At 64.8% G+C, this 23290-nt stretch carries 23 protein-coding genes; 13 read left to right on the top strand and 10 right to left on the bottom strand.

The window, feature by feature from the left end; translation table 11 throughout:
* Window position 1: 1 nt before the first annotated feature.
* Genes AC1D3B_RS35465 through glyQ form a run of 4 tightly spaced genes read right to left on the bottom strand, consistent with a single transcriptional unit; the run spans window position 2 to window position 4410 of the window.
* On the bottom strand, window positions 2–766 hold the full coding sequence (locus AC1D3B_RS35465) for a lysophospholipid acyltransferase family protein (RefSeq protein WP_478195347.1): 765 nt from the start codon (window positions 764–766) through the stop codon (window positions 2–4).
* Window positions 766–1341 (bottom strand): D-glycero-beta-D-manno-heptose 1,7-bisphosphate 7-phosphatase, encoded by a 576-nt coding sequence (gene gmhB / locus AC1D3B_RS35460; RefSeq protein WP_478195346.1) that lies wholly within the window; start codon window positions 1339–1341, stop codon window positions 766–768. Before gmhB ends, AC1D3B_RS35465 begins: the two co-directional genes overlap by 1 nt.
* Window positions 1342–1358: 17 nt before the next feature.
* A complete protein-coding gene (gene glyS / locus AC1D3B_RS35455) occupies window positions 1359–3500 on the bottom strand; it encodes a glycine--tRNA ligase subunit beta (protein WP_478195345.1) in 2142 nt (713 codons plus the stop codon).
* Between the two features lie 4 nt (window positions 3501–3504).
* The gene (gene glyQ / locus AC1D3B_RS35450) at window positions 3505–4410 is read right to left on the bottom strand and encodes a glycine--tRNA ligase subunit alpha (protein WP_478195344.1); all 906 of its coding nucleotides are present in this window, start codon (window positions 4408–4410) and stop codon (window positions 3505–3507) included.
* Window positions 4411–4629: 219 nt separating this feature from the next.
* On the opposite strand from glyQ, the gene AC1D3B_RS35445 reads away from it, so the two are divergent.
* Together AC1D3B_RS35445 and AC1D3B_RS35440 are read left to right on the top strand one after the other, a co-directional pair.
* Window positions 4630–5190: a BPSL1445 family SYLF domain-containing lipoprotein gene (locus AC1D3B_RS35445; RefSeq protein ID WP_478195343.1), complete on the top strand. Its 561-nt coding sequence runs from the start codon at window positions 4630–4632 to the stop codon at window positions 5188–5190.
* Between the two features lie 91 nt (window positions 5191–5281).
* On the top strand, window positions 5282–5551 hold the full coding sequence (locus tag AC1D3B_RS35440; protein ID WP_478195342.1) for a hypothetical protein: 270 nt from the start codon (window positions 5282–5284) through the stop codon (window positions 5549–5551).
* Between the two features lie 52 nt (window positions 5552–5603).
* On the opposite strand, the gene AC1D3B_RS35435 is transcribed toward AC1D3B_RS35440, so the two are convergent.
* Window positions 5604–6674 carry a type II asparaginase gene (locus tag AC1D3B_RS35435; protein WP_478195341.1) on the bottom strand — a complete coding sequence of 357 codons (1071 nt, stop codon included), beginning with the start codon at window positions 6672–6674 and terminating at the stop codon, window positions 5604–5606.
* Window positions 6675–6854: 180 nt separating this feature from the next.
* On the opposite strand from AC1D3B_RS35435, the gene AC1D3B_RS35430 reads away from it, so the two are divergent.
* The 7 genes from AC1D3B_RS35430 (at window position 6855) to AC1D3B_RS35400 (ending at window position 13240) form a co-directional block, all read left to right on the top strand.
* Entirely contained in the window at window positions 6855–7535 is a 681-nt protein-coding gene (locus AC1D3B_RS35430; protein WP_478195340.1) for a TetR family transcriptional regulator C-terminal domain-containing protein, read from the top strand.
* A 132-nt stretch (window positions 7536–7667) separates the two neighbouring features.
* A complete protein-coding gene (locus AC1D3B_RS35425) occupies window positions 7668–8111 on the top strand; it encodes an NAD(P)H-dependent oxidoreductase (RefSeq protein ID WP_478195339.1) in 444 nt (147 codons plus the stop codon).
* Window positions 8112–8149: 38 nt separating this feature from the next.
* Window positions 8150–9028, top strand: a complete 879-nt coding sequence (locus tag AC1D3B_RS35420) for a creatininase family protein (protein WP_478195338.1) — start codon at window positions 8150–8152, stop codon at window positions 9026–9028.
* A gap of 64 nt (window positions 9029–9092) precedes the next feature.
* Window positions 9093–10088, top strand: coding sequence for an ABC transporter substrate-binding protein (locus tag AC1D3B_RS35415; protein WP_478195337.1), 996 nt, complete (start codon window positions 9093–9095; stop codon window positions 10086–10088).
* A gap of 38 nt (window positions 10089–10126) precedes the next feature.
* Window positions 10127–10969, top strand: a complete 843-nt coding sequence (locus AC1D3B_RS35410; RefSeq protein WP_478195336.1) for an ABC transporter ATP-binding protein — start codon at window positions 10127–10129, stop codon at window positions 10967–10969.
* Between the two features lie 149 nt (window positions 10970–11118).
* Window positions 11119–11877, top strand: a complete 759-nt coding sequence (locus tag AC1D3B_RS35405) for an ABC transporter permease (protein ID WP_478195364.1) — start codon at window positions 11119–11121, stop codon at window positions 11875–11877.
* 4 nt (window positions 11878–11881) lie between these two features.
* Complete coding sequence (locus AC1D3B_RS35400; protein WP_478195335.1) at window positions 11882–13240, top strand: FAD-binding oxidoreductase; 1359 nt, start codon at window positions 11882–11884, stop codon at window positions 13238–13240.
* A 12-nt stretch (window positions 13241–13252) separates the two neighbouring features.
* On the opposite strand, the gene lnt is transcribed toward AC1D3B_RS35400, so the two are convergent.
* The 4 genes from lnt to AC1D3B_RS35380 form a co-directional block, all read right to left on the bottom strand.
* Complete coding sequence (lnt, locus tag AC1D3B_RS35395; RefSeq protein ID WP_478195334.1) at window positions 13253–14809, bottom strand: apolipoprotein N-acyltransferase; 1557 nt, start codon at window positions 14807–14809, stop codon at window positions 13253–13255.
* Window positions 14806–15684, bottom strand: coding sequence for an HlyC/CorC family transporter (locus tag AC1D3B_RS35390; RefSeq protein WP_478195333.1), 879 nt, complete (start codon window positions 15682–15684; stop codon window positions 14806–14808). The genes lnt and AC1D3B_RS35390 overlap by 4 nt, the downstream gene beginning before the upstream one ends.
* A 286-nt stretch (window positions 15685–15970) precedes the next feature.
* Window positions 15971–16696 (bottom strand): GNAT family N-acetyltransferase, encoded by a 726-nt coding sequence (locus AC1D3B_RS35385; protein ID WP_478195332.1) that lies wholly within the window; start codon window positions 16694–16696, stop codon window positions 15971–15973.
* Window positions 16697–16806: 110 nt separating this feature from the next.
* The gene (locus tag AC1D3B_RS35380; protein ID WP_478195331.1) at window positions 16807–17280 is read right to left on the bottom strand and encodes an Lrp/AsnC family transcriptional regulator; all 474 of its coding nucleotides are present in this window, start codon (window positions 17278–17280) and stop codon (window positions 16807–16809) included.
* 157 nt (window positions 17281–17437) lie between these two features.
* Between AC1D3B_RS35380 and hppD the strand changes: the two genes are divergently transcribed.
* Genes hppD through phhA form a run of 3 tightly spaced genes read left to right on the top strand, consistent with a single transcriptional unit; the run spans window position 17438 to window position 20287 of the window.
* Window positions 17438–18565 carry a 4-hydroxyphenylpyruvate dioxygenase gene (gene hppD, locus AC1D3B_RS35375; RefSeq protein WP_478195330.1) on the top strand — a complete coding sequence of 376 codons (1128 nt, stop codon included), beginning with the start codon at window positions 17438–17440 and terminating at the stop codon, window positions 18563–18565.
* A gap of 26 nt (window positions 18566–18591) precedes the next feature.
* The gene (locus AC1D3B_RS35370) at window positions 18592–19392 is read left to right on the top strand and encodes a transporter substrate-binding domain-containing protein (protein ID WP_478195329.1); all 801 of its coding nucleotides are present in this window, start codon (window positions 18592–18594) and stop codon (window positions 19390–19392) included.
* Between the two features lie 19 nt (window positions 19393–19411).
* Window positions 19412–20287 (top strand): phenylalanine 4-monooxygenase, encoded by an 876-nt coding sequence (gene phhA / locus AC1D3B_RS35365; protein ID WP_478195328.1) that lies wholly within the window; start codon window positions 19412–19414, stop codon window positions 20285–20287.
* A gap of 21 nt (window positions 20288–20308) precedes the next feature.
* On the opposite strand, the gene AC1D3B_RS35360 is transcribed toward phhA, so the two are convergent.
* Window positions 20309–21193: an alpha/beta fold hydrolase gene (locus AC1D3B_RS35360; RefSeq protein WP_478195327.1), complete on the bottom strand. Its 885-nt coding sequence runs from the start codon at window positions 21191–21193 to the stop codon at window positions 20309–20311.
* A 103-nt stretch (window positions 21194–21296) separates the two neighbouring features.
* Between AC1D3B_RS35360 and AC1D3B_RS35355 the strand changes: the two genes are divergently transcribed.
* Window positions 21297–22988, top strand: a complete 1692-nt coding sequence (locus tag AC1D3B_RS35355; protein ID WP_478195326.1) for an AMP-binding protein — start codon at window positions 21297–21299, stop codon at window positions 22986–22988.
* Window positions 22989–23290: the final 302 nt, after the last annotated feature.

The following is a 23290-nucleotide window of genomic DNA, read 5'->3' as shown; positions in this document are numbered from 1 at the left end:
TTCAGGCGGTGGTCGATGCCGTCGAAGGCTCAGGCGCGTAGGCCTCGGGGTCGAGGCGGCGCATCTCGCCTTCGATCCAGGCCTCGACCTCGCGCATCAGCTCGTCGTGGCGACGGCCGACGCTGGAGATGGCCGGGCCGATCGACACGTCGACTACACCCGGGCGCTTGATGAAAGCCTTCCGCGGCCAGACCTTGGCCGAGGTGACGGCAACGGGGATGACAGGCACGCCGGTCTCGCATGCGAGCCGCGTGCCGCCGGTCTTGTAGATGCCCTGCTGGCCGCGCGGAATGCGCGTGCCCTCGGGGAACATGATGATCCAGATGCCCTGCTCCAGCAGCTTGCGCCCTTGCGCGACGACCTTGTTGAAGGCCTGCGTGCGCTGGCTGCGGTCGATGTGGATCATGTCGAGCCGCGCCATGGCCCAGCCGAAGAAAGGCACGTAGATGAGTTCCTTCTTGAACACGAAGGCCAGCGGATGCGGCATCAGCGTGGGCATGAGGAAGGTCTCGTAGGTGGACTGGTGCTTGACCAGGAGCACCGCGCCGGCGAGCTTGTCGGTCGGCAGGTTCTCCATGCCGGTGACGCGGGCGCGGATGCCGAGCAGCACGCGCGCGCCGCCAATCGCCCAGTTGAGCCATTGCACGGCCATCCAGTAGAGCGGAATGCCGCGCCGCCAGATGGAGCAGACGCACATGATGATCCCCCAGGGGATCACGGTGACGAGCATCCACAGCGCGTGGACGATGGAACGGATCAGGGACATCAGACGGCGACCTTCAGGGCAGCTTGCTCTTCTCGCTTGAGCAGGAATTCGACGAAGGCGGAAAGGTCCTCGTGCACGATGGTGTTGGGCGGGTATTCGGGCGGCAGCGGCACGCCCCGGCAGGCAGCGCCCATGCCGGTGAGCAGCAGGTGCGGCTCGCAGCCGGCGGACGCGCCGGCCAGAAGATCGCGCAGGCTGTCGCCGGCCGTGGGCACGTGGGCCAGGTCGACGCCGTAGCGCTCGCCGATCTGGAGGAACAGGCCCGGCCTGGGCTTGCGGCAATCGCAGCCCTCGTCGGGGCTGTGGGGGCAGTAGAAGACGGCTTCCACCCGGCCTCCGACGGCCGCCAGCATCTTGTGCATCTTGGCGTGCATGGCGTTCAGCGATGCGACGTCGAACAGGCCACGCCCAAGCCCGGACTGGTTCGACGCGATGACGACGTGCCAGCCCGCATGGTTGAGGCGCGCGACGGCTTCGAGCGCGCCGGGCAGCGGCGTCCATTCGATGTCGCTCTTCACGAAGTCCTCGCGATGCACGTTGAGGCTGCCGTTGCGGTCGAGGATGACGAGTTTCATGACGTGCCGATCGTTGTTCAGGCAGCGAGACGTTCGAGTTGCGCGACGCGGTTCATCGCGTTGTGCAGCAGCATCAGCAGGCCGAGACGGTTGAGGCGCAGGTCGGACTGTTCGGCATTGACCATCACGCCATCGAAGAATGCGTCGACGGGCTCGCGCAACGCGGCCAGGGTCTGGAGCGACGCGGTGTAGTCGCCTTCCTCGAATTGCGCGTTGGCCTGCGGCACGATCCGCTGCATGGCCGCGTGGAGCGCCTTCTCGGCGGGCTCCTGCAGAAGCAGCTCGCTGACGTGGGCGTCGGCTTCGGGCGACTTCTTCAGGATGTTGCCGATGCGCTTGTTGGCCGCGGCGAGCGCGGGCGCTTCGGGCAGTGCGGCGAAGGCGCGCACGGCGGCGAGCAGCTTCGGCACTTCGCCGAGGCGCTGCGGGCGTGGTGCCAGGACCGCTTCGACTTCCTGCGCACTGGCGCCCTGCTCGCGCAAGGTGCCGGCAAGGCGGTCGTAGATGAAGGCTTCGAGCGCGTCGGTCGGGTCGGTCAACGCGACATCGCCGGCCTTGGGTGCGCCGAAAGCGGCAAAGGCTTCGCCGAGCACTGCGCGCAATTCGAGCGGCAGGTTGCGCTCGCTCAGCATGCGGATGACGCCCAGCGCATGCCGGCGCAGCGCGAAGGGATCGCGATCGCCGGTCGGCAGGTTGCCGATGCCGAACATGCCCACGAGCGTCTCGAGCTTGTCGGCCAGCGCCACCACGACGCCCACGGGGTTGCGCGGCAGCTCGTCGCCGGCAAAACGCGGCTTGTAGTGGTCTTCGATCGCATCGGCGACTGCGGCATCGAGTCCGTCGTGCAGCGCGTAGTAGCGGCCCATGATGCCCTGCAGTTCGGGGAACTCGCCAACCATGTCGGTCACGAGGTCGGCCTTGGCGAGTTGCGCGGCCTGCGTGGCCTGGCGCGCCAGCGCGGCGTCGCCCAGCTTTTCAGCAAGACCGCGCGCGATGCGCATCACGCGCTCGACTCTTTCGCCCTGCGTGCCGAGCTTGTTGTGATAGACCACCTTGGCCAACGATTCGACCCGCGAGGCCAGCGACTTCTTGCGGTCCTGGTCGAAGAAGAACTTGGCATCGGCGAGGCGCGGACGCACCACGCGCTCGTTGCCGCCGATCACGGCGCTCGCATCGTCGGGCCGGATATTGCTGACGACGAGGAACTTGTTGGTCAGGCGACCGGCCGCGTCGAGCAGCGGGAAATACTTCTGGTTGGCCTTCATCGTGAGGATGAGGCACTCCTGCGGCACATCGAGAAACTCGCGCTCGAACTCGCACACCAGCACGTTCGGTCGCTCGACCAGCGCGGTGACTTCGTCGAGCAGCGCGTCGTCGAGGATCGGCTGCGTGTTGCCGCCGACCTTGACCGCGGCTTCGGCCAGCTGGCGCGCGATCTCGGAGCGGCGTGCCTCGAAGCCGGGGATGACGGCGCCATCGTCGGTCAGTTGCTGTGCATAGCTGTTGGCGTCGCGAAGCACGATCGGATCGACGGCCGCCTCGAAGCGGTGCCCGTGTGCCTCGCGACCGGCCTTCAGGCCGAGCACCTCGACGGGGACGATCGCGTCGCCGTGCAGCGCGACCAGGCCGTGCGCCGGGCGCACGAAGCTGACGCTGGTCCAGCCCGGTAGTTCGCAGCCGCTTTCGAGCTGGTAGCTCATGACCTTCGGGATCGGCAGCTTGGCGATCGACTCCGACAGTGCCTTCTGCAGGCCTTCGGCCAGTGTCGCGCCCTTGGCGGTGCTTTCGTAGAACAGCGCCTCGGCCTTGCCGTCCATGGCACGGCGCAACCCCGGCACGGCCGACGCATCGGCGCCAAGCGCGCCCAGCCGCTTGAGCAGCGCGGGCGTCGCATTGCCGGAGGCATCGAGGCCCACGGTCACGGGCATGAGCTTTTGCGAGACGGCCTTGTCGGCAGCCTGCGCCGACACGTTCGTCAGGTGCGCGGCGAGCCGGCGCGGCGAAGCAAAAGCGGTCAGCACAGAACCGGCATCGGCCAGCCCCTGTGCGACAAGCTGGTCGCGCAGCACGGTGGCAAAGGCATCGCCGAGCTTCTTCAGCGCCTTGGGCGGGAGTTCCTCGACGAAGAGTTCGACGAGCAGGTTGTTCTTGTCGGTCATGTGCTCAGGCCGCCTTCTTCGTGATCTGTGCGACCCACTCGCGCGGCGCCATCGGGAATCCGAGCCGTTCGCGGCTCTCGTAGTAGCTCTGCGCGACACTGCGCGCGAGATTGCGGATGCGGCCGATGTAGGCCGCACGTTCGGTCACGCTGATCGCGCCGCGCGCGTCCAGCAGGTTGAAGCTGTGCGCGGCCTTCAGCACCTGCTCGTAGGCCGGCAGCGCAAGCTTGTGTTCCATCAGGTTCTTCGCCTGCTTCTCGTGCGCGGCAAAGGCGGTGAAGAGGAAGTCGGCGTCGCTGTGCTCGAAGTTGTAGGTCGACTGCTCGACCTCGTTCTGCTTGTAGACGTCGCCATAGCTGAGTCCGTCGGTCCACGTCAGGTTGTAGATGTTGTCCACGCCCTGCAGGTACATCGCGAGCCGTTCGAGCCCGTAGGTGATCTCGCCGGTGATCGGCCGGCAGTCGATGCCGCCGACCTGCTGGAAGTAGGTGAACTGCGTCACCTCCATTCCGTTGAGCCACACCTCCCAGCCGAGGCCCCATGCGCCGAGCGTCGGGTTCTCCCAGTCGTCCTCGACGAAGCGGATGTCGTTCTTCTTCAGGTCGAAGCCCAGCGCCTCGAGCGAGCCGAGGTACAGCTCGAGGATGTTGCTCGGTGCGGGCTTGAGCACCACCTGGTACTGGTAATAGTGCTGCAGGCGGTTCGGATTCTCGCCATAGCGCCCATCCTTGGGCCGCCGGCTCGGCTGGACGTAAGCGGCCTTCCACGGTTCCGGCCCCAGTGCGCGCAGGAAGGTGGCGGTGTGCGAAGTCCCGGCGCCGACCTCCATGTCGTACGGCTGCAGCAACGCGCAACCCTGGTCGGCCCAGTAGGCTTGGAGCTTGAGAATGATTTGTTGGAAGGTCAGCATGTTGGGCCTGATGACCGCGGCCGGGAAAGTGCCCGACGCGGCGAACCGGTCATTTTAAGAGCGAGCGGGCAAGCGCCTTCTCTTCTGGGAATACCACGGCCCTGCGGAATGGGCCGCAAGTATTGCCCCCTTCGAGAGAGTAGGTGAGCGGACATGCCAGCTTGCTTTTTCCTGCCTGCAGGAAGACATTGAGCCTCCCGAGTCAAAGGAGAGCGGATCATGTCTCGTCGAAGCTTCCTTGTCGCTGCCACGGGCGTTGTGGTCACTCTGGCGGTCGGATGTGCGTCCAAGTCACCCCAGGAAGAGGCCGCCAAGCGCCGGGATATCGACGCGAAGTCGGAAGCGGCGCTCACGCGCCTGTACACCCAGTCTCCGGGCTCGCGCGAGCTGGCCCAGAAGTCTCGGGGCGTGCTGGTCTTTCCCGCCGTCGCGGCAGGCGGGCTGATCATTGGTGGCGAGTACGGCGAGGGCAGCCTGCGCATGGCCAACCGCACCGTGGATTACTACAAGATGGCCTCCGCCTCGATCGGACTGACGGCGGGCGCGCAGTCCAAGGCCGTGATCCTGATGTTCATGACACAGGACGCCCTCGACAAATTCATCGCCAGCAAGGGATGGACGGCCGGCGTCGACGCATCCGTGGCGGTCATGAAAACGGGTGCAGAGGCGGGCGTCGGCACATTGACCGCGCAGGCGCCGGTGGTCGCCTATGTGTCGACCAATAGCGGCCTGATGGCGGACGTGAGCTTGCAAGGGTCCAAGATTTCGAAGCTGGAATGACACGCGTGCGTGCGCCCGCATGCTGCACATTGAGGTTCTCGCCCTTTTCGACGGATCGGCCGATGAGCGGTCGCACAACAGGAGCATGCAAATGATCGACGCAAGAGGCGAATGTTGGAGCCGGACCATCGGCACACTGGCAGCCTGCGGACTTCTCGTCCTGTCGGGCGCGGCACTGGCAACCGACCAGTCGCAGCAGCGCCAGCAAGGAAGGAACGTGAATCAGGCGGCCAAACAGGAGTCGCGCTCGACCAAGATCGACTGCAGGGCGGAGAACAACCAAAGCAACGCCGAGTGCCGCCAGGACAAGCGCGACACGAAGCAAGAGGGCCGACAGGACAAGCGCGGCATCAAGTACTGACCCGCGAGGGAAGTCGCGCAGGAGCGCGCCTTCCCGGAGCGGGGGCTAGTACCTAGTACTCCCAGAAGATGCGTTGGAGTTCCTTGGTGTCGCTGGTCTTGGTCAGCGCCACCATCGCCAGGATGCGCGCCTTCTGCGGACGCAGGTCGTGCGCAACCACCCAGTCGTACTTGTCGTCGGGCTGCTCCGCGTTGCGGATCACGAAGCCGTCCGGGACGCGTGAACTGCGGATGACGATGATGCCGTCGCCGCGCACCTTCTGCAGCACCGGCACGATGCGGTCGGCCACCGAGCCGTTGCCGGTGCCGGCGTGGATCAGCGCCTTGATGCCACTCTTCGACAGTGCCTCGATGGATGTCGCCGGCACGCTCTGGTAGCCATAGGCGATCTCGACGGGCGGCAGCGCGGTGATGGTGTCGATGTCGAACTCGGACTGCATCGTGTGGCGCTTGGCGGGCGCGCGGAACCAGTAGTTGCGGCCCTCGACGATCATGCCGAGCGGTCCCCATTGGCTCTTGAAGGCTTCCGTCTTGATGTTGACCGTCTTGCTGACGTCGCGACCGGTCTGGATCTCGTCGTTCATGGTCACCAGCACGCCTTTGCCGACTGCATCCTTGCTGGCGGCCACGTTCACAGCGTCGAACAGGTTCAATGCACCGTCTGCCGACAGTGCGGTGCCCGGTCGCATCGAGCCGACGACGATGATGGGCTTGGGCGTGTGGACGGTGAGGGTCAGGAAGTAGGCGGTCTCCTCCAGCGTGTCGGTGCCGTGCGTGATGACGATGCCGTCGACGTCGGGCTGCTTGGCAAGCGCCGAGACGCGCTTGGCCAGCACCAGCAGGTTGTCGTTGGTCAGGCTTTCCGAAGCAACCTGGAATACCTGCTCGCCTCGCACGTTGGCCACTTTCGAGAGTTCGGGCAGGCCAGCGATCAGCTTGTCGACCGGCACCTTGGCGGCCGAATAGGTGGCGCTGTTGGCCGCCGAGGCGCCCGCGCCAGCGATGGTGCCGCCCGTCGCGAGGATGACGACGTTGGGCAAGGCGGTCTGCGCGTGCGCCACTGCGCTGGCGGCGAGCAACGCGGCCGCGCCTGCGAAAGCGCGAAATCTGGAGGCGAAATACATAGGGACTCCTGTTGACGATGGTGTGGCGAAGGGGCGAGACGATACTGGAACCATGCCGTTGCGACGCACCCTTTCGATGCCCAGTGCGCATGCGGTCATGCAGCACGCCTGCAAGCATGCGGCGGCGCAGCGTTTCGGGCAAGCGCTACCATCGCCACGCGGCAAGTCCTGCCGAAAACGATGACCACCGACTCTCTTTCCTCCGCGGCAGTGGATGCGCAGCAGATGCCGGCGCCCAACGGCCCGCTGTCGCGGGCGCGGCCCGGGCGCGAGCGCATCCTCGCGGCGATCCGCACGGCGGCCATCGCCGAGTTCAGCCTGCACGGGCTCAAGGGCACCTCGACGCAGGCCATCGCTGCGCGCGCGGGGCTGACCAAGCCCCAGCTCCATTACTACATCCCCGGCAAGGAAGAGCTCTACGAAGAGCTCCTGATGCAGGTGCTGCACGACTGGAAGGTGGTGTTCTCGTTCGAGAACCACGCTGGCGACCCGGGCGCGGTGCTGGGCGAGTACATCCGCAAGAAGCTCGACCACGCTTTCGACAACCCCGAGATCTCGCGCATCTTCACGCGCGAGGTGCTCGACGGGGGTCGCAACCTCGAGCGCTACTGGCCCAACGCGCGGACCTGGACGCAGAAGAAGGTCGACATCATCAACGGCTGGATCGCCCGCGGCCTGATGCGACCGCTGGACGCACGGCTGTTGCTGATGCACATCTGGGCCATGACCCAGAGCTATGCCGACTACGCGCTGCAGACGCGCGTGATGCTCGGGTTGCCGACGGATGCACCGATCGACCGCGAGCCGATCGCGCGCGAGCTGGTGGCATTCGTGCTGGGCGGCTGCGGCATCAAGGTCTAGTCTTTTTCCTCTCCCTCCGGGAGAGGGAGCAGCGCCCCGTCTTAGTGCAACGGGATTGGCACGTCGCTTGCATAACCTGACCAGTTGCTCTGATTAAGCGGTCAAACACACCATGCGAGTGCTCGTCGTCTATTGCCATCCGGTCGAAACCAGCTTTCATGCTGCGTTGCATCAGGAGGTCCTGCGCAGCCGTACATCGAGCGGCTTCAGCGGGCCGAGGCGATCGTCTTCTGCTTCCCGACCTGGTGCTTCGGCCTGCCGGCGATGCTGAAGGGCTACTTCGATCGCCTCTTCATGCCGGGCGTGGCCTTCGACCTCAGCGACCCGGCCAACGTGAAGCCGATGCTGACGAACATCCAGCGCATCTCCGCCGTCGTGACCTATGGCCGCCCCCGCTGGGTGGCCTGGTACATGGGCGATCCGCCTCGAAAGATCGTGACGCGCTACATGCGTAGGCTGACCGGCAAGCAGGCCCGCGTCGACTACCACGCCCACTACCACATGAACGTGGCGACCGAGTCGCAGCTGAAGCGCTTCATGCAGCGCGTCGGCCGCGCCATGGCTCGCTTCGCCTGAACGCCGCCCTCTCGACTCCCCCCTCATAGGACCACTCCATGCTCCACGGCTACATCCCGCCCCACCGCTTCCTGCCCTATCTGAGCTGGACCGAGATCGACGCGCTACCCGATCGCGAGAACACGGTGATCGTGCTGCCTTGCGGTGCGATCGAACAGCACGGCCCGCACCTGCCTTGCTCTGTCGACAGCGTCATCGCGTCGGGCGTGATGGGCAAGGCGCTCGAGCGCCTGCCGCCGGAAGTGCGCGCCTTCGCGCTGCCGACCATCACCTACGGCAAATCGGAGGAGCATCTGCACTTCCCCGGCACGATGACGCTGACCGGCACGACGCTGCTGTCGACCGTCATCGAGATCGGCGAGTCGGTGTATCGCTCGGGCTTTCGAAAACTGCTGTTCGCCAATGGGCACGGTGGCCAGCCACAGGTGCTGGAGATGGCGGCGCGCGAGCTGCGCCTGCGCCACGGCGATTTCGTCGTCGTGCCGCACGGTGTGTCGCGCCTGCCCAATGCGTCGAGCAAGCAGATCAGCGACCAGGAGAAGCGGCTCTCGATGCACGCCGGCCATTCCGAGACGGCGCTGATGCTCGCGCTCGCGCCCGACACGGTGCACATGGAGCGCGCCGCGGCCAACTACCCGCCGCCGTTCCCGATCAAGCTGCTGTCGGCCGATGGTCGCCCTGCCTGTGCGTGGACCGCACGCGACTTCGGCCCCAGCGGCGTGATCGGCGACCCCACCAGCGCCACGCGCGAGCAGGGCGAGGAAATTCTCGACACGCTCTCCGCCAGTTGGGTGCAGGCGCTGACCGAGCTGCATGCACTGCGCTGGGTCGTGCGCGAAGAAGCGACCTGGGCCCGCGGCCATGAACAGGGCTTCATCCAGTCGACCCTCCGCCCGGACGCCGCGTTTGCGGCCTGAGGCGCGCTCCTTGCATCCGTCAACAATTTTTCCAGCCCGTCCCTTTTCAACAGAGGTTCACACCATGCGCAACCCCTTCGCCTTCCGCCTCGGCTCCCTCGCAGCTGTCGCTGCGCTCGCCTTCGCGGCCGCCGCACCCGCACAAGCCGAGGACAAGTTCACCTACATGACGAACTGGTACGCCCAAGCCGAGCACGGCGGCTTCTACCAGGCAGTCGCGCAAGGCATCTACAAGAAGTACGGCCTCGACGTCACGATCAAGATGGGCGGCCCGCAGGTCAACATCACGCAGATGATGGCCGCCGGCCAGGCCGACTGCATCATGGGTTCAAGCGACATCCAGATGATGCAGGTGCGCGAAGGCGGCGTACCGGTGGTCAACGTCGCGGCCTTCTTCCAGAAGGACCCGCAGGTGCTGATCGCGCACGACGACGTCAAGAAGTTCGAAGAGCTCAAGGGCAAGACGATCCTTATCGGCGCGCAAGCCAACCGCGGCTACTGGCCGTGGCTGAAGGCCAAGTTCGGCCTGACCGACGAGCAGACGCGCCCCTACACCTTCAACATCCAGCCCTTCGTCGCCGACAAGAACACCGCGCAGCAGGGCTACCTGACGTCCGAGCCGTACGCGATCCAGAAGGCCGGCGTGAAGAGCACCGTGCTGATGTTCAGCGACCACGGCTTCCCCGCCTATGCGACGACCGTGTCGTGCATGGACAAGACGGTGAAGGAGCGCAACAAGCAGGTCGCCGCCTTCGTCAAGGCCTCGGCCGAGGGCTGGAAGAGCTACCTCGCCGACCCGGCGCCCGCCAATGCGCTGATCAAGAAGGACAACCCCAACATGACCGACGACCAGCTGGCCTACAGCGTGGCGAAGCTGAAGGAAATGGGCATGGTCACCGGAGGCGATGCCGCCACGCAGGGCATCGGCGTGATCACCGATGCGCGCACCAAGGCGAGCTACGACTTCCTCGTGTCCGCCAAGCTGCTCGACCCGGCCAAGGTCGAGATCGCCAAGACCTACACCACGGAATTCGTGAAGGACGCCAAGGTCCTGCCCTGAAACACCGGAGGCTTCGGCCTCCCTCGAAAGGCTCCTGCATGAACGACAACGAATCCGCCGAGTACACGCTGCCATTGCAGCCCCTCTCTTCCAACGCAATTCCGGCGGTGGAGGTGCTCTCCGCCGAGAAGACCTATCCCAACGGCACGCAGGCCCTGCTGCCGGTCGACCTCACCATCGCAGAGGGCGAGTTCGTCACCTTGCTCGGCCCCTCGGGCTGCGGCAAGAGCACGCTGCTGAAGATGGTCGCGGGCATGCTCGAACCGACCGACGGGCGCCTGCTGGTCTGGCGCAAGCCGGTCCAGCAGATCGAGGCCAGTGGAAAGCGGATGGCTTTCGTGTTCCAGTCGCCGACGCTCATGCCATGGGCCAGCGTGCGCACCAATGTGCGCCTGCCGCTGGACCTTGCAGGGGTGCAGCGCAAGGAAGCGGATGCGCGGGTGGCGGAGGCGCTCGAACTCGTGGGCTTGGACAAGTTCGCGTCGGCCTTGCCACGTGCGTTGTCGGGCGGCATGCAGATGCGGGTATCGATCGCGCGGGGACTGGTGACGCAGCCCGACCTGCTGCTGATGGACGAGCCCTTCGGCGCGCTCGACGAGATCACCCGCCACAAGCTGGATTCGGAGCTGCTCGATCTGTGGCGCAAGAAGAAGCTGACGGTGATCTTCGTGACGCACTCGATCCATGAAGCGGTGTTCCTGTCGAGCCGCGTGATCATGATGGCGGCGCGTCCGGGCCGCGTGGTGGAACAGTTCGAGATCAACGAGCCCTACCCGCGCAGCGCCGATTTCATGGTGTCGCCTCAGTTCAGCCGATATGCGAAGAAGCTGCAGGACAGCCTTCTGCGCGCCAGCAGCGCGCACGACGAGGTGTCCGCGTGAGCGCGCTGGCACCGACGAGCATCGCGGCCACTTCGCCAGGCGCGCCCGCCTCATCGTCCTCGACCAAGCCAAGACCCGCACCGCTGGCGCCCGTTGCGAGGAAGCCGGTGCGTACGCCCCTTCTGCAGCAGCAGCGTGTCCAGCGCGTGATGTATCCCTTGCTTGTCGGCGTCGTGCTGGTCGCGCTCTGGCAGGCACTGGTCACCGCGATGGAGCTGCCGCCCTATCTCGTGCCGTCGCCCTACCTGATGATGCAGACGCTGGTGACCGACTGGGTGCCGCTGGGCATGGCCTTGCTGGTGACGCTGAAGATCACCGTGCTGTCCTTCGTCGTGGCGACGATCGTCGGCGTGCTGATCTCCTTCCTCTTCGTGCAGAGCAAGTTGATCGAGACGGCTCTCTTTCCGTATGCGGTGCTGCTGCAGGTGACGCCGATCGTGGCCGTCGCGCCGCTCATCATCATCTGGGTGAAGAATCCAACGGCCGCGATGGTCGTATGCGCGGCGCTGGTCGCGCTGTTTCCCATCATCAGCAACACGACACTGGGGCTGCGCAGCATCGAGCCCGACCTGCAGAGCTACTTCAAGCTGAACCGTGCGACGCGCTGGCAGCAACTGGTGCGCCTGCGCATTCCGAGTGCATTGCCGTATTTCTTCGGCGGGCTGCGCATCTCCAGTGGTCTCGCGCTGATCGGTGCGGTGGTCGCGGAATTCGTCGCCGGCACGGGCGGCCAGGGCGCGGGTCTCGCCTACCAGATCCTGCAGGCGGGCTTCCAGCTCAATATCCCGCGCATGTTCGCCGCGCTGCTGCTGATTTCACTGACCGGCGTCGCGCTGTTTGTGCTGATGGCCTGGCTCACCAAGCTCGCGCTCGGCTCCTGGCATGCGAGCGAACTCTCACAGGATTGATTTCATGAACGCCCCCGTTTCCGCCATCGAGCGTCTGCATCTCGAACTGCCCGAGCTCGACTGGATCACCGACCCGAGCCGCATCGCGCGGCTGTCGCAGGACTTCGCGTGGTTCAGCCCGGTGCTCGACCGGCAACTGAAGGACAAGCGCGCCGACGCTGTCGTGCGACCGCGCGCCGAGGACGAGATCCGCGCACTGGTGAGCGCCTGCGCACGGCTCAACGTGCCGATCACGATTCGCGGCAGCGGCACTGGCAACTACGGCCAGACGACGCCACTGGCAGGCGGTGTCGTGCTCGACATGACGGGCTACAACGGCCTGCAGTGGGTGCGACCGGGCGTCGTACGCGCGCAGGCCGGCATTCGCCTCGGCGAGATCGAGAAGCACACCAGGCCCACCGGCCAGGAACTGCGGTGCGTGCCTTCGACGTATCGCAGCGCGACATTGGGTGGCCTGTTCGGCGGTGGCTTCGGCGGCGTGGGCTCGATCAATTACGGACCGCTCGCAGCGCCGGGCAACGTGCTGGGCCTTCGCGCGATGACGATCGAGCCCGAGCCGCAGGTGTTCGAACTGCGCGGCGAGGAAGCCCTGCGCATGCATCACCTGTGGGGCACCAACGGGCTCGTGCTCGAACTGGAGGTGGCGCTCGCGCCCGCGCATCCCTGGCTCGAGAGCCTCGTGGTCTTCGAGTCTTTTGACAACGCATTGGCCTTTGCGGATGCACTCGCGCATGCGCCCGGCATCGTGAAACGCGAAGTGGCCTTCTTCGCGAGCCCCGTGCCCGACCATCTTGCGCAGCTCGCAGAGCACCTCCCGAAGGGCTGCCACGCGGTGCTTTCGCTGGTGGCTGAATCGTCCGAGGAACCCGTGCTGCAGCTCATGCGCTTGTACGGCGGCACGATGAGCTATCGCAAGACGGCCGAGGAGGTGCGCAAGAGCAATCGCACCTTGATGGAATTCACCTGGAACCACACCACGCTGCACGCGCTGAAGGTCGACAAGACGCTGACCTACCTCCAGAGCAGCTTCGTCCCCGGCCAGCACGTTCAGCAGATCAAGGAAATGGAACAGCTCTTCGCCGGCGAGGTGATGATGCATGCTGAATTCCTGCGCAATCTCGATGGACTGATCACCTGCAGTGCGCTCCAGCTCGTGCGGTTCACGACCGAGGAGCGGCTGAACGAGATCATCCGCATGCACCGCGAGCGCGGGGTGCGCATCAACAACCCGCACGTGTTCATCGTCGAGGACGGGAAGGCCGGTGGCGCCTTGCCGCCCGAAATCATCGAGATGAAGAAGCGTTTCGACCCGCAGGGGCTGCTGAATCCAGGGAAGCTGCGCGACTGGCCAGTGGCCAGGTGACGGCCTGGCCGCTCAGGCCCTGCGGCGGTGCCACAAGAGAGTCGCCGCGATGACCAGCAGCGAAATACCCCACAAGGGCCACAGACCGAAGCGCGACACCCACATCGCATAGGGCGAGAGCCCTGCGCGACCTTCGACTTCGGCCTCCAGCACGCCGCGGGTGAGCCGCGGCAACTCGTGCGTGACCCGGCCGCGATGGTCGATGACGACAGTGGCTCCCGTGTTGGTCGAGCGGACCATCGGCCGCTGGAATTCCAATGCGCGCATGCGCGAGATCGCGAGGTGCTGGTCGATCGCGATCGAATCGCCGAACCACGCGATGTTGCTGACGTTGAGCAACACAGTCGGCGCATCGGCTTCGTTGCGGAAATTCGCGCCAATCTCGTCGCCGAACAAGTCCTCGTAGCAGATGTTGGGCGCAATGCGCTGGCCCTGCCACACGAAGGGTGCCTGGGCGAGACCACCGCTGCGGAAGTCGCCCAGCGGGATGTTCATCATGTCGGTGAACCACCGGAACATGCGCGGAATGAATTCGCCGAAGGGGACGAGATGGTGCTTTTCGTAGCGATAGGGCGTGGCTTCCCCAGGCTTGAAGCCCAGCACCGCATTGCTGTAGGACTGGCCGTCACCCATCGGGAGGCCGACGATGGCAGCCTGGCTGCCGCTCGCGTAGCGCGCCGCGATGGCGTCCAGGTAGCCGGGCGGGAGTTGCGACGGAAGCAGGGGCAACGCCGTTTCAGGCGTGATGACAAGCGGCGCGGTGGCATTCTGCAGTTGCTCGCCGTACCAGCGCAGCGCCGTCACGATCCCGCCGCCGGGAATGAACTTTTCGTCCTGGGGGATGTTTCCCTGGAGCAGCGCGATGCTGATGCGGCCGCGCGAACTTGCCGCATCGTCGGTGGGCGTGCCGCGCATCGTGCTGACGATGACCGGCACGCACAACAGGACGAGCGCCAAGGCAACCGGCGTGGCGAAGGCGCGACCGCGGGCATTGCGAAACGCCAGCGCAGCCAGCGTGGCGATGCCCGTGGCCACGGCACCGATGCCGTAGACGCCAAGCCAGGGCGCGTAGACCGCCAGTGGCCCGTCGACATGCGCGTAGCCGCCGGCGCCCCATGGAAAGCCGGTGAACCAACTGCCGCGAAGCAACTCCGCCAGCGTCCAGAGCGCTGCGAAGAATGCGGCCGCACGCAAGGGACTCTTCGGCGCGAACGCCACGAACAGGGCGCACGCGAGCGCGTAGTACAGCGCCAACGCCGCTGACAGGGCCAGCACGGCGATGGCGGCCAGCGGTGCCGCAAGCCCGCCGTAGGTGTGCATCGAGATGAACAGCCACCAGAAAGTCCCGCACAGCCAAGCTGTCGAGAACAGCCACCCATAAAGGGCGCCACCGAGCAACGGGCGGCGACCGGCATTGTCCGAACGCAAGGCATCGAGCTGCCAGACCAGTGCGGCGAGCGAAAGAAGTTGCAGCCACCAAAGCGGCTGGCCGTTCCACGGTGCGGCAATGGAGGCGGCTTGTGCGAGGCCGGCCAGGCCGAAGCCCGGCACGCGAATCAGCGCTTTCAATCGGCCGCGTCGTCGCCGCGAGCCGGCGAGACCTTGAACCAGCGCACCGCGCCGCCCTTCGTGTGCAGCACGACGAAGTCGAAAGCACCGATCGCGTAATGCTCGCCGCGCTTGGGCACATGGCCCATCTCGTGCGCGATCAAGCCGCCGATGGTGTCGAAGTCTTCGGTCAACGCCTTCTCGTCGAAGGTGATGCCGAAGGCTTCGGCCACGCGCTCGATGGGCGTGTCGCCGGACACGCGGTAGGTGTGGTCCGCGAGGCCGAAGATGTCGCCTTCATCCTCCGCGATGTCGAACTCGTCCTCGATCTCGCCGACGATCTGTTCGAGCACGTCCTCGATCGTGATGAGGCCGGCAACGCGGCCGAACTCGTCGATCACGATCGCGAGGTGGTTGCGATTGCCGCGGAATTCGCGCAGGAGATCGTTCAGTCCCTTGCTCTCGGGCACGAAGGTGGCGGGACGCAGGAGGGCACGGATGTTCAGGCCGGGTGCGCGCTGCAGCTTGAGCAGGTCCTTTGCCAGAAGGATGCCGATGATGTTTTCCTTCTCGCCCTCGTAGACGGGAAAGCGCGAGTGAGCGGTGTCGATGACCAGATGCAGCAGCGAGTCGAAAGGCGCGTCGATGTTGACCAGGTCCATGCGCGGCGCGGCCACCATCACGTCGCCGGCCGTCATGTCGGCCATCCGGAGCACGCCTTCGAGCATCACGCGCGATTCGGCGCCGATCACGTCGTTGTCCTCGGCGTCGGCGAGCGTTTCGATCAGCTCGTCGCGCGAGTCGGGCCCGGGATGGATGAATTCGGCGAGCTTCTGGAGAAAGCTGCGCTTGTCTTCGCGTTCGACGGGCGCGCGTTCAGGGTGAGGGTCTGCCACTGCGGGAGGGCGAAGTTGGGGGATTCAGAGCATACATGAGTCACCCCCGTTGCTTGCTCACTTCGTGTAGCCGCCTCCCCCCTCAAGGGGGCGTGGCCTGCGGACCGGCGAAGCCGGATCCGCGGCCACTCGCGAACGCGGCGCGCTGCGCGGCCGGCAAACCGCGCACCGGCTTTCCCTATTTCAGGAATACCGCGGAACCGGCTTTACCGGCCCGCTGGTATTGCCCCCTGCAAGGGGGTGGGCGAAGCGACACGAAGTGCGCGAAGCCTGGGGGTGAGCCAAGCTACTGCGATGATTTTTCGCGGGCGGCGCGGACGCCGCTGCGGATTTCCTGCAGCTCGGCCAGGAAGGACCAGAACTGCTTGGCGCGGGTCTTGAGCTGGAAATCGACTTGGGCGTAGTGCTGCATCGCGATTTCGCTCATGCGGCTGTCGAAGGTGGCAGCCGGAAGCTCGAGGTGGGCTTCGGATTCGGAGCCGCTGCGCACGACGGTCGCGCCGGCGTTGCGGGCGATCTTGAGCATCGCGGCGTTTTCGCTCAGGGCGTGGATGAACAGCATGCCGACGCCCTCGTTCCGGGCGACAACGACGGCGCGCTCGAACAGGCGGGCGCCATAACCGCGTCCGCGGGCATGCTCGGCGACGGATACGCCGAATTCGGCGCAGTCCTGCTGCTGTTCGGCCGGGGCAAAGGCGAGATGCGCCATCGCGATCAGGTCGAGGCGGCGGTTGTAGATGCCGAAGAGCTCGTCGCGCTCGAAATCGAGGCCGTCGACGTAGCGTTGAATCTGCTCGTCGGACGCTGCATAGCCGAAGCGCAGGTAGCGGTCGTGCGGTGCGAGCGCGAGAAGGTGTTGCGCGATGCGATCACGCTCGCGCGGGCCGATCGAACGGATCGGCACCATCACTGGGGTGGGCGCGCCGGCGCGCGGCTGCGCCTCAACCATCGGCGCCTTCAGGAACGAGCCGACGCCGAGTGAGGCTTGGAGGAGGGCCTTGGCGGTAAGCATGCATTGAATATAAGGGTTTTCCCTGAAGTCTCAAGGTCGTAGGGGCACCCATCCGTTTCACTGGTGAACAACTGCCCAAATATCAGGTCTCGGCCTACAACCGTGTGTTGCTACACGGGCACAGCGGTCGTTGCCTTCACGCGATCGAGGACAAAACTGGTCTTGCAGTCCTGGACGCTGGGATGTTTGAGCAGGGTGTCCATGATGAAACGGCTGTAATGGGCCATATCGGCCACAACCACGCGCAAAAGGTAGTCCATCTCTCCGGTCAGCGCCGCGCATTCGACGACCTCCGGCCAAGTTTGAACGCTGGCGCGGAACAAGTCCATCGGGTTGCGTTTGTGGGTTTCCGTATGCTTTTCGAGGCGGACGTTGAGGTAGGCGGTCAACCCTAGCCCGACCGATTCCGGCTTCACCAGGGCGACGTAGCGGTCGATGACGCGCGTTTCCTCCATGCGCTTGACCCGCCGCAGCACCGCGCTGGGGGAAAGGCTGACTTGCTCGGCGAGTTGGTCGTAGGTGGCGCGACCATCGAGTTGTAGCGTGCGCAGAATGAGGCGATCGATCTTGTCCAGTGCGTCCATCGTTTGATTTTCGCAGGATTATTGCGCCAACGCGTCAAAGCGGGCGCAACAACGCTGAAATCATGATCACTCGCGCTTTTACAGTTCAACACCGACGCCTCAGACACGCGGCGCAACATTGATCCACCCTCACCCGCCCTACGGAGCACAACCCGCCATGAGCACCACCGACGCAACCGCCTTCACGCCCTGGGAGAACCCGATGGGTACCGACGGCTTCGAATTCATCGAATACGCCGCACCCGATCCAGCCGCCATGGGCAAAGTGTTCGAGCAGATGGGGTTCAGGCCGATCGCCAAGCACCGTCACAAAAAGGTCACGCTGTACCGACAGGGCACGATCAACTTCATCATCAATTCGGAGCCCGACTCGTTCGCGCAGCGCTTCGCGCGCCAGCACGGCCCGAGCATCTGCGCGATCGCGTTCCGCGTTCAGGACGCCAAGGCGGCCTACGAGCGCGCCATCTCGCTGGGTGCTTGGGGCTTCGCACCAGGCGCCGGTCCGGGCGAATTGAACATTCCTGCCATCAAGGGAATCGGCGACAGCCTGATCTACTTCGTCGACCGCTGGCGCGGCAAGAACGGTGCAGCCCCTGGCGATATCGGCAACATCGGCTTCTATGACGTCGACTTCGAGGCGCTGCCTGGCCTGACGGCGGCCGAGGCGCTCGCACCCGAAGGCCACGGCCTCACCTACATCGACCACCTGACGCACAACGTGCATCGCGGTCGCCTGAAGGAATGGGCCGACTTCTACGAACGTCTCTTCAACTTCCGCGAGATCCGCTACTTCGACATCGAAGGCCAGGTCACCGGCGTGAAGAGCAAGGCGATGACCAGCCCGTGCGGAAAGATCCGCATCCCGATCAATGAAGAAGGCAATGAGAAGGCCGGGCAGATCCAGGAGTACCTGGACAGCTATCGCGGCGAGGGCATCCAGCACATCGCCATGGGATCGCTCGACCTGCCGCACTCGGTCGATGCCTTGCGCGCATCGGGCGTGAAGCTGCTGGACACCATCGACACCTACTACGAACTGGTCGACAAGCGGATCCCCGGACACGGCGAAAACGTGGCCGAACTGAAGAAGCGCAAGATCCTGATCGACGGCAAGAAGGGCGCTCTGCTGCTCCAGATCTTCAGCGAGAACCAGCTCGGGCCGATCTTCTTCGAATTCATCCAGCGCAAGGGCGACGATGGCTTCGGCGAGGGCAACTTCAAGGCGCTGTTCGAAAGCATCGAGCTCGATCAGATTCGCCGCGGGGTGCTCGCCGCCGCACAATAAGCTTCCTTTTTCAACAGGAGCTCTGCATGCGCTCGACGTCCTCGCTTCGTTCTTCCCTCTGCATGGTGGCTGCGGCCCTGACGCTGGGAGGCTGCGCGATGCCGCCGCGGCAAGCCGAGACGACGTCGCGCCTCGATGCCGTGCAGAAGGCGGGCGTGCTGCGCATCTGCACGCCTGGCGACTACAGGCCGTTCAGCTTCCAGAAGCCGGATGCGAACTTCGAAGGCATCGACGTCGACCTGATGACCAGCTTCAGCGCCAGCCTCAACGCGAAGCCGGAGTGGGTGAAGACGACGTGGGCCAATCTTCTGCCCGATCTCGCAGCCGGCAAATGCGACATGGCGGTGGGCGGCGTGTCGGTGACCACGGACCGTCAGAAGCGCGCCTTCTTCAGTACGCCCTACATGGTGAACGGCAAGACGCCCATCGCACGCTGCGCGGACGTCGCCAAGTACCAGACCGTGGAGTTGATCGACAAGCCCGAGGTGCGCGTGATCTTCAACCCGGGCGGCAGCAACGAGCGTTTTGCGCGCGCCAATTTCAAGCGGGCCAAGCTCACGCTGCATGGCGAGAACGTGACCATCTTCGACGAGATCCTCTCGAACCGTGCCGACGTCTTCGTGACCGAATCGGCAGAAGCCATCACACAGCAGAAGCTCAAGCCAGGCCTTTGCGCGATCAATCCTGACAAGCCGCTCCAGTACGGGGAAATGGCCTGGATGCTGCCGCGCGACGACGCGGCCTTCAAGGCCTACGTCGACCAGTGGCTTCACCTGTCGGTCGCGGGCGGCGATTTCCAGCGGGTGATGGACCGCTGGCTCAAGTAATCATTCATCGGAGCACCCCATGGACACCCCCGCTGGCGCGGTCATGCCCGCCGTTTACGGACAATCGGAGCGCCCTCCTCGCGGCGACTACTCGCGCGGCGGGGCCGTTCATTCCGACTACACCTGTCCGCAGGACTGGGCCAGCTACACGCTGGCGGACCACGACACCTATCGGCGTCTGTATGAACGCCAGGCTGCGCAGTTGCCAGGCCTGGCTTGCGATGCCTTCATCGACGCGCTGCCTTTGCTGGGCGTCAAGGATCGCATTCCGCGCTTCGACGAGATCAACGAGCGCCTTTACAAGGCCACCCGCTGGGAAGTGGTCGCGGTGCCCGGGTTGATTCCGGAGCTGCCGTTCTTCACGCTGCTCGCGAATCGCAAATTTCCAGTGACCGACTGGATTCGCAAGCCCGAAGAGTTCAACTACATCGTTGAACCCGACGTCTTCCATGACCTGTTCGGCCATGTGCCGATGCTCTTCGACCCGACTTTTGCCGACTATGTGCAGCGCTACGGCCAGGGGGGCATCAAGGCCCATGAACTGGGCGCGGGCGAGAGGCTGGCACGACTGTACTGGTACACGGTGGAGTTCGGTCTCATTCGCCAGCCAGACGGAATCCGTGCATACGGCGCGGGCGTCCTGAGTTCGGTCGGCGAACTGCAGCACGCAGTGCGCAGCAACGAACCGCATCGCCTGCCGCTCGATCTGCTGCGTGCGATGCGAACGCGCTACAAGATCGACAGCTACCAGAGCACCTACTTCGTGATCGACAGCTTCGCCCAGTTGTTCGGTCTCACCGCGCCTGACTTCACGCCGCTTTACAAGCAGCTCGCGACGCTGCCGGATGTCGAGGCTGGCGTGCTTCTGCCGGGCGAAGGCGGCTCGATCGCCTGAGCACGCACAGGGCGCTGCATTTCAGCGCTCCAGAAGTCCCAGCGTATCGCGCATGAGCTGCTCGTCGAACGCCATCTCCACGTGGCCCCTACCGGGTAGGAGGCGGTTGTCCGCGCCGGGCAGCGTCGCCACTGAAGTGGGGAAGACGATGTTGTCGCAGTTGGAGTGCCAGCAGATGAATGGGACCTGTCGAGCGCTGGCCCGCTCCCCTTCGATCTTTTGCAGCCACTCGCCGCCCATTCGCATCTCGCGACCGTTGACCGTCCGACCGAAGCGAGCGAGCCACGTGCCCCGATGCGGCGTGGCGATCGTGACGATGCGATGGACGCGTGCGCCGTCCGAGTCACGCAGCCATGCCCGCGCCGCCAGGCCCCCCATGCTGTGGCAGACGAGAAGCGGCGGCAGTCCTGTCGCGGCCGTTACGCGAGCAACCGCATCCTCGATGATTTCAACATAGCGGTCGATCGACCCAAATGCGGGCTCCAGGTTGACTGCGACGAACACGCGGCCCGAGGTCTGCAGGTGACGCAGCCATGGATTCCAGAAAGCGCGGTTGCAGACGAATCCGTGGACCAGCACTGCGCCGCGCCGCGCATCGGGCTGGAGACTGTCGGGTATGGCGCGCGTGCGGAACGGCTGGCGCCAGAAGAAGACTCGCGGTGCTGTCCAACTCTCGGCCAACCAGGCGCGAATGTATTGAGTTGGGCAGGCTCGGGGCACGGGGTCACGCTCGCTCACCCGATAGCTGGCGACGAATTCGACCGCCAGGAAGCAAGCATGCGCGCATGCGAGCACCAACAGGCCGATCAACGCGACGACCGTCGAACGCCCCCACCATAGCGTTGTCCACGCGACCGCAATCGCCAGCCACCCCACCACCAGCAACCGCTGTAGACGCGCAATCATGGGGTCGACTATCGCATGCGTGACTGCTCTCGCACCGCATTAGGACAAGCCCGCTGGCGTTGGACACGAGCTCGCTTCGACAATCCGCGCCAAAGGAGACCGCATGCAGACTTCAGTGCTTCAGAACTATCCCGCCGGCGTGCCGCACGAGGTTCACCCGGAACAGTACCGCTCGCTGGGACAGATGTTCGAAGAATCCTTCAAGCGCTATGCCGACCGGCCGTTCTCCGTCTGCATGGAGCGGTGGATGTCCTATGGCGAACTCGATGCGCTGTCGACTGCCGTCGGGGCTTGGCTGCAGTCGCGCGGGTTGGAAGCCGGGGCGCGCGTGGCGATCATGCTGCCCAACGTCCCACAATTTCCGGTGACCATGTGTGGCGTATTACGCGCCGGCTATATCTGTGTGAATGTGAACCCGCTCTACACAGCGCGCGAACTCGAGCATCAGCTCAAGGATTCGGGTGCCACAGCGATCGTCATTCTCGAGAACTTTGCCGCCACGTTGGAGCAGGTGATCGATCAGACGTCCGTGAAGCATGTCGTGGTCGCGTCGATGGGCGATCTTCTCGGCGGGCTCTACGGCAAGTGGATCACCTTGGCTGTGCGCCATCTCGCGAAGATGGTGCCGCCGTACAAACTCGCGCTCGACAACGGGCGCAGCGTCACGCCGTTTTCCGGTGTGGTCGCTGAAGGCCGCCGCCGCAAGTTGTCGACGGATCCGTGCACTCTCGATTCGATCGCATTCCTGCAGTACACCGGAGGTACGACGGGTTTGTCCAAGGGAGCAGTGCTTACGCATCGCAACATCGTCGCGGCAGCGCTCCAGGCCGAGGCATGGTTCACGCCGGCCCTGGCCCGCGCGGGGGACTTGTCCAAGGTGAACAGCATCGCAGCGCTGCCGCTGTATCACATATTCGCCTTGACGCTGTGCCTGCTCGCGATCCGGCAAGGCTCACACCTCACGCTGATCCCTAATCCGCGGGACTTCGACAAGTTCGTTGCCGTGCTCAAGAAGCGCCCCTTCCACATGCTGCCGGCGGTGAACACACTCTTCAATGCGCTGCTCGTTCACCCCGAGTTCAAGACGCTCGATTTCTCGAACCTGTTCGTATCGCAGGCGGGCGGGATGGCTGCGTCGGAAGGGACTGCGCGCAAGTGGTTCGAAGTCACCGGCTGTCCGATGATCGAAGGCTGGGGCATGAGCGAGACCTGCGCGATCGGTACGAACAATCCCGTGTCTAACACCGCATTCACCGGGACCATAGGCCTGCCCCTGCCCGGGATCGAAATTGCAATCAAGGACGATGACGATCGCTCTCTTTCGGTGGGAGAAGCGGGCGAGCTTTGCATCAAGGGGCCCAACGTGATGACCGGCTACTACAACCAGCCTGTCGAAACCGCTGCAGCGTTCACATCGGACGGCTTCATGCGCACGGGCGATATTGCTGTGATGCAGGAGGACGGGTACAGCCGAATCGTCGACCGCAAGAAGGACATGATCCTTGTCAGCGGCTTCAATGTGTTTCCGAATGAACTCGAGAACGTGATCTCCCTGTGTCCGGGCGTGATCGAATGCGCCGCAGTGGGAGTTCCTGATGACAAGCAGGGCGAGGCCATCAAGGTATTCGTGGTCAGGAGGGACGCATCAGTGAGCGAAGACGCCGTCATGCGTTACTGCCACGACCAGCTGACAGGGTACAAGCGTCCGAAGCACATCGAGTTTCGGGACTCGCTGCCGAAGTCCAATGTCGGCAAGATCCTCCGCCGGCAGTTGCGTGCGGGTGCGCAGGTTTGATGAATCCCGGACGTCTGCCGGACTAACTTGGGATTCTGAAGCGCGGACGTCCAGACGCCGGCGTCTAGCCGTGTCGTTTTCACGGGTCGCGACTGGACTGCTGCCGTCCACAACGGGTGCGTGACCCCTTCTGAGCTTTCCGAGCCGACGGTCGCGCGGCTCAGATTTGCGTCTTTTTCTTGCGGTAGAAGCCGTAAAAAGCCAAAAAGCCCAGCCTTGTGGGGCTGGGCTTTGAGGGGGCTGTAAGAGCCTGACGATGACCTACTTTCACACGGGAACCCGCACTATCATCGGCGCTGAGG

It is taken from the genome of Variovorax sp. P5_A3 (genome assembly GCF_056400665.1).
This window is presented reverse-complemented; position numbering and strand designations above follow the sequence as displayed.

Bases quoted from the DNA above. Each gene is read 5' to 3' on its own strand.
- AC1D3B_RS35380 (WP_478195331.1), bottom strand. From the start codon at position 17,280: ATGGACGCACTGGACAAGATCGATCGCCTCATTCTGCGCACGCTACAA.
- AC1D3B_RS35355 (WP_478195326.1), top strand. From the start codon at position 21,297: ATGCAGACTTCAGTGCTTCAGAACTATCCCGCCGGCGTGCCGCACGAG.
- hppD (WP_478195330.1), top strand. From the start codon at position 17,438: ATGAGCACCACCGACGCAACCGCCTTCACGCCCTGGGAGAACCCGATG.
- AC1D3B_RS35385 (WP_478195332.1), bottom strand. From the start codon at position 16,696: ATGCTTACCGCCAAGGCCCTCCTCCAAGCCTCACTCGGCGTCGGCTCG.
- glyS (WP_478195345.1), bottom strand. From the start codon at position 3,500: ATGACCGACAAGAACAACCTGCTCGTCGAACTCTTCGTCGAGGAACTC.
- AC1D3B_RS35415 (WP_478195337.1), top strand. From the start codon at position 9,093: ATGCGCAACCCCTTCGCCTTCCGCCTCGGCTCCCTCGCAGCTGTCGCT.
- AC1D3B_RS35435 (WP_478195341.1), bottom strand. From the start codon at position 6,674: ATGTATTTCGCCTCCAGATTTCGCGCTTTCGCAGGCGCGGCCGCGTTG.
- AC1D3B_RS35400 (WP_478195335.1), top strand. From the start codon at position 11,882: ATGAACGCCCCCGTTTCCGCCATCGAGCGTCTGCATCTCGAACTGCCC.
- AC1D3B_RS35405 (WP_478195364.1), top strand. From the start codon at position 11,119: ATGTATCCCTTGCTTGTCGGCGTCGTGCTGGTCGCGCTCTGGCAGGCA.
- AC1D3B_RS35465 (WP_478195347.1), bottom strand. From the start codon at position 766: ATGTCCCTGATCCGTTCCATCGTCCACGCGCTGTGGATGCTCGTCACC.
- glyQ (WP_478195344.1), bottom strand. From the start codon at position 4,410: ATGCTGACCTTCCAACAAATCATTCTCAAGCTCCAAGCCTACTGGGCC.
- AC1D3B_RS35360 (WP_478195327.1), bottom strand. From the start codon at position 21,193: ATGATTGCGCGTCTACAGCGGTTGCTGGTGGTGGGGTGGCTGGCGATT.
- AC1D3B_RS35445 (WP_478195343.1), top strand. From the start codon at position 4,630: ATGTCTCGTCGAAGCTTCCTTGTCGCTGCCACGGGCGTTGTGGTCACT.
- AC1D3B_RS35410 (WP_478195336.1), top strand. From the start codon at position 10,127: ATGAACGACAACGAATCCGCCGAGTACACGCTGCCATTGCAGCCCCTC.
- AC1D3B_RS35370 (WP_478195329.1), top strand. From the start codon at position 18,592: ATGCGCTCGACGTCCTCGCTTCGTTCTTCCCTCTGCATGGTGGCTGCG.
- AC1D3B_RS35430 (WP_478195340.1), top strand. From the start codon at position 6,855: ATGACCACCGACTCTCTTTCCTCCGCGGCAGTGGATGCGCAGCAGATG.
- AC1D3B_RS35420 (WP_478195338.1), top strand. From the start codon at position 8,150: ATGCTCCACGGCTACATCCCGCCCCACCGCTTCCTGCCCTATCTGAGC.
- AC1D3B_RS35440 (WP_478195342.1), top strand. From the start codon at position 5,282: ATGATCGACGCAAGAGGCGAATGTTGGAGCCGGACCATCGGCACACTG.
- phhA (WP_478195328.1), top strand. From the start codon at position 19,412: ATGGACACCCCCGCTGGCGCGGTCATGCCCGCCGTTTACGGACAATCG.
- gmhB (WP_478195346.1), bottom strand. From the start codon at position 1,341: ATGAAACTCGTCATCCTCGACCGCAACGGCAGCCTCAACGTGCATCGC.